The following is a 973-nucleotide window of genomic DNA, read 5'->3' as shown; positions in this document are numbered from 1 at the left end:
GTGGGACATTTTGATTTGTGTTCTCTTGAGACATTATCATTTACGTTTAACAAATATTGGTTTAGAATTGATTATTGTGATTGACAAGCTGTCTTTTCTTAAGTATAATTTATTTTGTCGTTTTAGAGGTGATATATATGAAATGGACCCTTCGTCAATTACGTGAGGCCTGTCGTGACGGCATCTATTCTTTTGATGAGCGAATAGATATCCAATCACAAATAAGTGAACGCAAGTCGGATATAATCCACATAGATGAAGTGCATTCTAAGGGATACTTCCTTTTGCGTGATGAAGAGTTTGTGCTCCACTGCCAATTTGATGTGGACGTGACATTGCCTTCAACTCGTAGTTTGAAGCCTGTAGTTGTCCCTTTATCAATAAAGGTGAGAGAACGCTACGTTGATAAAAGTTTAGACTTTAATGCTCAAGACTATGAGGAAACCACTATTGTTCTTGAACATGACTATATTGACCTCGCAGCGTCTGCTGTTGATAATATTCTTTTGAATATTCCAAGACAAGTCATTGCAGAGGATGATACAGATCTTCCTTCAGGCAAAGACTGGACAGTCGTAACCGAAGAAGAATATAATCTTCAAAACCAAGCAGAAGAGGATCAAGTTGATCCAAGATTTGCAGCCTTAAAAACGTTATTATCAGACCAAGATAAATAATGGTCATCAACTACCAGGAGGTGTAAAACATGGCAGTACCAAAAAGAAGAACATCTAAAGCAGTAAAAAGAAAGCGTCGTACTCACTTCAAATTAAACGTACCAGGAATGAATCCTTGTCCTGAGTGTGGCGAAATGAAATTAAGCCACCGTGTATGCGGTAATTGTGGTTTCTACGCAGGAAAAAATGTAGAACAAGTAGCAAAATAATAACAAGAAAGATCGGTTAATCGGTCTTTTTTGGCTCTATGTCCAATAGGGTTGATGCTATCCAAGGAGATTAAGCAATTAACGGTT

The 973-nt window shown here is 37.5% G+C and carries 2 protein-coding genes; both read left to right on the top strand.

Features of this window, described 5'->3' with window-relative positions; genetic code table 11:
* The first annotated feature begins 137 nt into the window (after positions 1 to 137).
* Entirely contained in the window at positions 138 to 677 is a 540-nt protein-coding gene (locus ACQV2R_RS08625) for a YceD family protein (RefSeq protein WP_428874497.1), read from the top strand.
* Between the two features lie 29 nt (positions 678 to 706).
* Positions 707 to 886 (top strand): 50S ribosomal protein L32, encoded by a 180-nt coding sequence (gene rpmF, locus ACQV2R_RS08620; RefSeq protein ID WP_428874498.1) that lies wholly within the window; start codon positions 707 to 709, stop codon positions 884 to 886.
* Positions 887 to 973 lie beyond the last annotated feature (87 nt).

This window comes from Facklamia sp. P12937 (assembly GCF_050409505.1).
In the GTDB taxonomy this organism is placed as follows: Bacteria; Bacillota; Bacilli; order Lactobacillales; family Aerococcaceae; genus Facklamia.
Note: the sequence above shows the minus strand (reverse complement) of the source record. Positions and strands in the feature narration are given on the sequence as shown.